Source organism: Microbulbifer mangrovi (assembly GCF_002009015.1).
In the GTDB taxonomy this organism is placed as follows: Bacteria; Pseudomonadota; Gammaproteobacteria; order Pseudomonadales; family Cellvibrionaceae; genus Microbulbifer; species Microbulbifer mangrovi.
In genome coordinates, this window is record NZ_LZDE01000293.1 from 20,773 (window position 1) to 27,981 (window position 7,209).

Below are 7,209 nucleotides of genomic sequence, written 5' to 3' on the forward strand. Positions count from 1 at the left end.
CAGTAATTTTCCTGGTTACGCCCCTCACTGGCGCACTCCCCGACGGAGTGTGCGCTCGTCAAAGCTGTCGTCGTCCAGAGGTATTTCGTAGGCCACATCCGTAATCTGCAAATGGGTCTGATGGCCGGTTTTGTGGTTGTCGACGGTGATTTCGTGCACCGTCCATATGCCGTCGATTTCGCGAATATTGTTGAATAACGCTGTTTTTAATGTGTTGCCCTGGATGTCGAAGTTCTCGGCGCGGCGGATGGTGTTTGTGGCCGGATCGATATACCACCTGGCGCGCCCGTATCCGAGCTCGTCGGCGACCTGTTTTGTGATGGGGGTTCCCTCGACGGTGACGGTTTTGATACCGTCGACTTCGGATTCACCGACGTGCGTGAAGCGCCAGTCTTCCAGGGAAATCTTGTTCTGACGTTTCATCTCTTCGTAAGTCAGGTCGGTTCCGAGAAAGTAGTCACCGCGGTCTGACGCAGAGATACGCCGCGTTTTGCGCAGTGCGGGCAAGTACAGCCACTGCTCGTCTTCGGTAGCGGGGTCGGCGTAATCGTAGGTAAGAAACGCAGTGTCGCGCACATTGGTTGGTTCCAGGTAATACAGCACTTGCCGCTTGTCTTTACCGAAATATTTGCGCAGAACGATAGTCTGCTGAACGCGCTTTCTGCCGCGGCGATCGGTAAGTTCCAGGGTGAGGTTGGCTCGCTGGGTAATGCCTTCCGGCCGTTCATACACTGCTTGCATGATCTGCAGGCCCGCATTGCTGTCGTCCGCCACGCTCGGAATCGCAAAGGCTAACAGAGAGAGCGTGGCCAGCAGCTTCAGCAATCCGATGCGTGCAAATCCCTGCTGGGCCAGCGGTGTTGAAAGCTTGGTGGTAGATTTTTCTCGCTTTGCAAAAAGTGCACGGGGCCGCAGTACACCAATCAGTGCCGTCATACTGGTCATGCTGATCACAAAACTGGTCAGCACGGCGATGGCGACGAGCAGTCCGAAGTCTTGCAGTGGTGGCACTTTGGAAGTCATCAGTACCCCGAACCCCAGTGCCAAAGCCAACAGGTTGAACAACAGCGCACGGCCCGTACTCGGAAACAGGATGCCGACAGCCTCCCCGTATTCGAGGTGCTGATCGCGGATCAACGTGCGCAGCCGGTCGATGGTATGAATCGCAAAGTCGACCCCCAGGCCGATCGCAATGGCCGCAAACATCGATGTACCGATGCCGATCCAGATACCGGTATAGCCCATGATCGCAAACACCATCAGTACCGAGAAGGCGACGGGCAGTGTGGCAATCAGCCCCAATACCAGGGAGCGGAAAAAGAGGGTGGAGGACACCAGGACCAGCATCAGCGCCAGCGCCATACCCGCCGCCGTGTTGCCGGCAAGGGGCTTCAGCCACGAGTAGCTGAGATCAATGGCGCCGGTGCTGTCGCCGCGAATGGCGGGGGAGTTGAACTCTTCGTCAAGGTATTGCTTGAGGCTCAATACGATGGGCTCTACGTTCTGGAAGTTGTCCTCCCTGAGCTGGCCGCGCACGTGCGCCTGCCGGTAGTCGTAATCAATTTCCTCTTCGAAATCATCGGGATCGCCGGATGCGCTGTACAGGAGGAAGTACTGGGCGATCAGTGCCGGATCATCAGGTATTGCATAGTAGGCCGGGTCACCTTCGTGCAATGCCTGGTGCATTTGTTTGATGTAATCCACGATCGAGGTGGTGTTGTAAATGCCCTCGCGTTGTTCCATCCAGTTTTGCAGCGCTTCGATCTTGCGCAGGTTTTCTGGCAGAAACAGGTCTTCCGGCTGTGGAGTTTCGATCGCGACATCGAGGTAGTAAGTGCCATCGAATCGCTGGTTGATTATCCCATCGGCAACACGCAGGGGTTCCTGTTCCTGAAAACTGTGGATACGCTGATCGTTGAATTCAATCCGGGTTGCACCGCCCACCGCGATTACCAGCAGTAATGCGGTGGCCATCAAGATCTGTGATGGGTAGCGCGCGACAATACCACCGGATGCCGTCATGATTGTTGTGGCAATTCCATGCTTTGCTTTTTGTGTTTCAGGTACCGGTTTTACACGGGGTCTAAACAGCGACAGCAGTGCCGGTAACAACAGCAGGGTCCAGGCCCATGCCGCAAGAATCCCGATCGCAGCGAAAATTCCGTAGGACTGCATGGGCGGTAACGAGGCCGCGAGGGACAATCCAATAAAACCGGCTACCGTGGTGAGGGTCGTCAGGGTCACGGGCCGCCACATGGCGCTCATTGCCCGCGCTACCGCTTCACGCCCGGAAAGTCCCGGGTTGTTCGCAAGTTCCTCGTAGTACTGGGTGAAAATATGGATGGAATCGCAAACGGCAATACCGATAAGAATCACCGGCAGGGAATTGGTGATGACATACATTGGGATTCCCGCTGCGGCCATACTGCCGAGCCCGACAGCAACGGTACCCAGCACGATTAGATTGGGGAGCAGCGTCCCGGCAAGTGTGCGAAAGGCTAGTAACAATACGATCGTGATAATCAGCGCGGCGATGGGGTTCAGGCGGCTGGCGTCTGCGGCAATATACGCAGAGAGATAGCCGGAAACCGCGCCCTGTCCGGCCACATAGAGCCCGATATCCTCTGCCAGCCATCCCTCCCGCAGACCTTGAGTTTTTACCTGCTCGGTTAACGCGAGTAATGCGTGATAGACCTGTTCATCGTCCGCATCCGGGAGTGTCTCAGCGATAAGCAGTGTTGCGCTGCCGTCGCGCGAGACCAGCGTGCCGAGCATCAGCGGAAACTGTTCGACCCGATTCCTGATCGCCTGCGTCTCGGCAGTGGATTGCGGCGGGGATTCCCAGAAGGGTTCCACCAGCATGCCGTCGCTGGTGCCGCGAATATCCTTTTCTGTGGCAAGGCTGGTAATCGCGTCGGGATCCACACCCTCAACGGTGGCGAGTTCTTGCGTGAGGCGGTGCACAAGCTGCAGGGCGCCCGGTGTGTAAATTCCGCGTTCGCCATCGGAAGTGATGGCAATCACCATGGGATCCTTGAGGCCGAATACGCTTTCCACATGATCGCGAAAGGCCAGAGCGGGGCTTCCTTTGGGGACGAAGGCCTCTGGTGTTGTGTCTTTGGTCATCGTCGGCAAATACCGCCCGACAAGGCCGATTGCCAAAAAACAGCCGATGATTACCAGCCATCGCCAGCGGAGTAGCCTGTGGAAAAAATGGATTGCGGTGGTGTCTGTTTCCGTGTGCTCTGTAGTATTCATTCCCTACCTACCGATCGTTAGTTTTTGGGGTTAATAAAAAGCGCAGGTAAAACTGCGCTTCAGCTGCTCGCCGTTAGGCCTGTTTGTGGCAGATATAATTCAGCGTCTGCTTACAGAGTCGGGTAAACGTGGCCTCGCTCGATTTCTTGCTGGCGGATCTCGTATCGAAATTGATGCGGGCGGTGACCAGGGCGCCCTGCACGGCGGCCATCAACCACTCGGCCAGATCTGACGCCGATCCGTGAGTCTCATCGATACTGCCATCCGCAATACCGGCAGCAAGTGCGGTCTCAAGAAATGTGCGCTGCTCGCGAAAAACGGCCTTCACGGCATGCTGCAGATCCGCCGGCAGAGTGCTCCAGCCGGAGGAGAAGGCACCGGCTGGGCAAAGCCTGGTGCCCGCACCCAGCCATTTGAGATAGAGGTCGAAACAATAGGCTTCCAACTGCTTGGTGGGTGCCAGCCCCGCCTTGGAACTTGTCCACCGTACGATTCCCTCCCGGGCGCGCTCGAGCATCGCCACTGCCAGTGCTTCCTTGGAAGGAAAGTGGTGGTAGATGCTCGCCTTGCGAATGCCGACCTGTTCCGCAAGGTCGCGAAAGCTGAAGCCGTCGTACGACGCCTGCTGGATTAGGGATTGCGCCGTATCGAGCAGCTGTTCCCGGGTGTCAATTTTGCTGGTTGTTGTGCTGGCCATGTTGTCTACCTACCGAAAGGTAGGCTCAGGTTGCGCTAGTTTGTATGGGCTGTCAACAATCGCGATTGGGCGTGGCCGTAGCAGAAGTAAAATTTGCCGCCAGCTGAAACCGCTGAATAACCCTCTGAGCGGACTTTCCTCCGTTCCATGCTGTGGGTGGAACGGTCCAATCTGTCAGTTCCGAATCTGACTAGCCCTGATCCTCCGCCAGCCATACACTGGTTCTCACAGCAACAACCAGTGACCTTAACGTGCGCCCTGATCCCGAAACCTGTCACAGTGCCAGGCTTGCCCGCGATAAGCGGTTCGACGGCCGTTTTTATACCGCAGTGAAAACCACGGGTATCTTCTGTCGGCCCATCTGCCCGGCGCGCCCGCCACTGGAGAAGAACGTTGAGTATTTTGCGACTGCAGCGGAAGCCGCAGTCGCGGGGTATCGCCCGTGCCTGCGCTGTCGCCCGGATGCTGCGCCCGGAAGTGCAGCATGGGGACTGGTTTCCACCACGGTGCAACGTGCGCTTAACCTGATGCGGGCGGAGCGCGAGGCGCAATCGATCGAGCAGCTGGCGGAGCGTCTCGGTATTACCAGTCGCTACCTGCGCAAACTGTTTGCTGAACATATTGGCCTGAGCCCGTTGCAGGTCTGGCAGACGGAGCGTGCGTTGTTTGCGTTCAGCCTGTTGCGGGATACCCTCTTGCCTGTGGGGGACATTGCATTTGCTGCGGGATTCAGCAGCCTGCGGCGTTTCAATGCGGTGTTCAAAGAGATCTACCAGCGCACACCGACAGCGGTGCGCCGTGAATCAAAGACGCGCCGTGAACCAGAGGGGCGGCGGGAGTCTGCCAAAATCAAGCCCGAAGCAGGGGGTGCTAAACCGATCCAGATTTACCTCAGCTACCGCCCGCCATTCGACTGGCCCGTGTTGCTGGCATTTTTTGCCGCGCGTACCTTGCCGGGGGTTGAGCAGGTAATTGCCGGGGGAGGTCCGGAGCGGGGGGAGTACCTGCGCAGTTTCCAGCTGCTCGGCCAGCGTGGCGTGTTGCGGGTGGCTCATGAGCCGGAGAAGGGACGCCTGCGAGTAAGGGTTTTCGGCGAAGGCTGTGGCGCAATACTGTATCCGCTGCGGGAAAAGCTGCGGCGACTGTTTGACCTGGATGCCGATAGCGATGAAATCCGCGGACACCTGCAGACGGACCCACTACTGAGCGCAGTGCTCAAAGTAAGCCCCGGTGTGCGCCTGCCGGGTGCCTGGGATCCGTTCGAATACACGCTGCGCGCCATTCTCGGTCAGCAGATCTCGGTCGCTGCCGCCACCACCATAGCCGGGCGTGTGGCGAGCCGCTACGGCGAGACGTTTGCCGGACCGGAAGGGGAGCTGCTGCTGTTCCCCACGGCAGAACAGCTCCGCAATGCGGACTTTTCCGATATCGGGGTTACCCGGACACGTGCGCAGACACTGCGGACCTTTGTCGCGGCCACGCTGAATGGCGAGATTGATTTCGACGAGCCGGATCTCGAATCCTTCTGTGCCCAGATGACCGCGCTGCCGGGGATAGGCGATTGGACCGCCCACTACAGCGCCATGCGCGGCCTCTCCATGCCCGATGCCTTTCCGGCCTCGGATCTCGGGATCCTGATAGCGCTCGGCGATGGTGAGAGAAAGGCGACGCCTAAGCAGGCCCTGGCCCGCGCAGAGGCCTGGCGGCCTTGGCGGGCCTACGGGGCGCTGTTGCTGTGGCAGTCGCTGAAACTGAATTCATAAGTTGGGGGGCAACATGACCCGTTACGAAATTTACCCGAGTGTATTTGGCGAAATTGGTATCGCTGCGAGCGAGGCGGGGCTGGTGGGTATTGACCTGCAGGGCGGCAAGCGGCCGCTACCGGTTAAAGAGGGCTGGCAGCGAGGAGCCAACCGGTGGACGGATGCGGCTGCGGAGCAGCTGCTGGCCTATTTCGCCGGCGAGCGGCAGGCTTTCGACTTACCGCTGGACGCCTCCGGAACCCCGTTCCAGCAGTCTGTATGGAGGGCGTTGTGTGCTATCCCGTTCGGCGAGACCCGCAGCTACCGGGAGCTGGCGGAAGCGATAGGGAACCCGAAGGCGGTGCGCGCGGTGGCGCGAGCCAATGGCGCCAATCCACTGTCAATCGTTGTGCCCTGTCACCGGGTAATCGGGGCAGACGGCACCCTCACCGGCTACGCCGGCGGGCTGGAGATGAAGGCGCGCTTGCTGGCGCTGGAAGGAGTACTGATCGGCTGAAACTGCCCGGGTGGTCACGGCTTTGCGGGGTGGTATTCCCGTCCTTTGGGTTGGATAATGGCCGGCTGATTTCTACCAACCGATTCCGCGAGCACGATTCTGCAGGGGAGGCCAGATGCTGTACAGATTGGGCGATAAACAGCCGCAGCTGGATGGCGAGGGGCAATATATAGCTCCCGGCGCCCGGGTGATTGGCAATGTGCTGATGAAGCCTCACAGTTCGGTGTGGTTTAACGCGGTAATTCGCGGTGACAATGACCTGATCACCATCGGTGAGCGGGCGAATATCCAGGATGGCTCGGTATTGCATACGGATCCGGGCGTGCCGCTGGTTGTGGGTACCGGGGTGACGGTGGGCCACAAGGTGACGTTGCACGGTTGCCAGATTGGAGACTACTCCCTGGTGGGTATGAATGCGGTGGTGCTGAACGGGGCCAAAATCGGCAAGTGCTGCATTATCGGGGCGAATACGCTGGTGACGGAGAATGCGGACATTCCGGATTACTCGCTGGTGCTGGGCAGCCCGGGTAAGGTGGTGAAGTCGCTGGATGAGTCGACGTTTGAGTTGCTGAAGGCGAGCAGTGAAATTTATGTGGCCAATGGCAAGCGGTTTGCGGAAGAGCTGGTGCCCGTTGACGGTTGATCAGAGACGGTGAAGTTGATGGCTGAGAGCGATTGGAGCCGGGTGAAAGACAAAGACCCTGAAGCTGAATTTGAGTTTCCGGTGAAGTCGCCCTGCGTTTCCGTTTGCGCACTGAATCGCGACGATATCTGTGAGGGATGTTTTCGTTCCGGGACTGAGATCAGTCAGTGGGGGCGGATGTCTAACACTGAGAAAAAGCAGGTATTGGGGAAGTGCCACGAGCGCGCAGTGGAATTGAAGCGGGTTTGGTGGTCCGACTGACTTTCCGTGGAGTTGTTTTATTGGACCTCTGTGGCGGCAGAGCACAGGGTGCGGCTTTTCAGGACCGGGCTAGGCGCCCCCCTGTGAATAC

Annotated in this window: 6 protein-coding genes; 4 read left to right on the forward strand and 2 right to left on the reverse strand. The window is 58.5% G+C overall.

From position 1 onward, the window contains the following. Positions 1-24: 24 nt before the first annotated feature. Positions 25-3,126, reverse strand: a complete 3,102-nt coding sequence (locus B4U49_RS07970) for an outer membrane lipoprotein-sorting protein (RefSeq protein ID WP_158078582.1) — start codon at positions 3,124-3,126, stop codon at positions 25-27. Between the two features lie 205 nt (positions 3,127-3,331). Further along, positions 3,332-3,955, reverse strand: coding sequence for a TetR/AcrR family transcriptional regulator (locus tag B4U49_RS07975; RefSeq protein ID WP_078084048.1), 624 nt, complete (start codon positions 3,953-3,955; stop codon positions 3,332-3,334). Positions 3,956-4,206: 251 nt separating this feature from the next. Here B4U49_RS07975 and B4U49_RS07980 point away from each other — a divergent pair, with 251 nt between their 5' ends. The 4 genes from B4U49_RS07980 to B4U49_RS07995 all read left to right on the forward strand — a co-directional run bounded on the left by B4U49_RS07980 (position 4,207) and on the right by B4U49_RS07995 (position 7,118). Next, positions 4,207-5,718, forward strand: a complete 1,512-nt coding sequence (locus tag B4U49_RS07980) for a DNA-3-methyladenine glycosylase 2 (protein ID WP_078084049.1) — start codon at positions 4,207-4,209, stop codon at positions 5,716-5,718. Positions 5,719-5,731: 13 nt separating this feature from the next. Then, a complete protein-coding gene (locus tag B4U49_RS07985) occupies positions 5,732-6,214 on the forward strand; it encodes a methylated-DNA--[protein]-cysteine S-methyltransferase (RefSeq protein WP_078084051.1) in 483 nt (160 codons plus the stop codon). Positions 6,215-6,329: 115 nt separating this feature from the next. Continuing rightward, complete coding sequence (locus tag B4U49_RS07990) at positions 6,330-6,857, forward strand: gamma carbonic anhydrase family protein (protein ID WP_078084052.1); 528 nt, start codon at positions 6,330-6,332, stop codon at positions 6,855-6,857. Positions 6,858-6,875: 18 nt separating this feature from the next. Further along, entirely contained in the window at positions 6,876-7,118 is a 243-nt protein-coding gene (locus B4U49_RS07995; protein ID WP_078084053.1) for a DUF1289 domain-containing protein, read from the forward strand. The last annotated feature ends 91 nt before the right edge of the window (positions 7,119-7,209 follow it).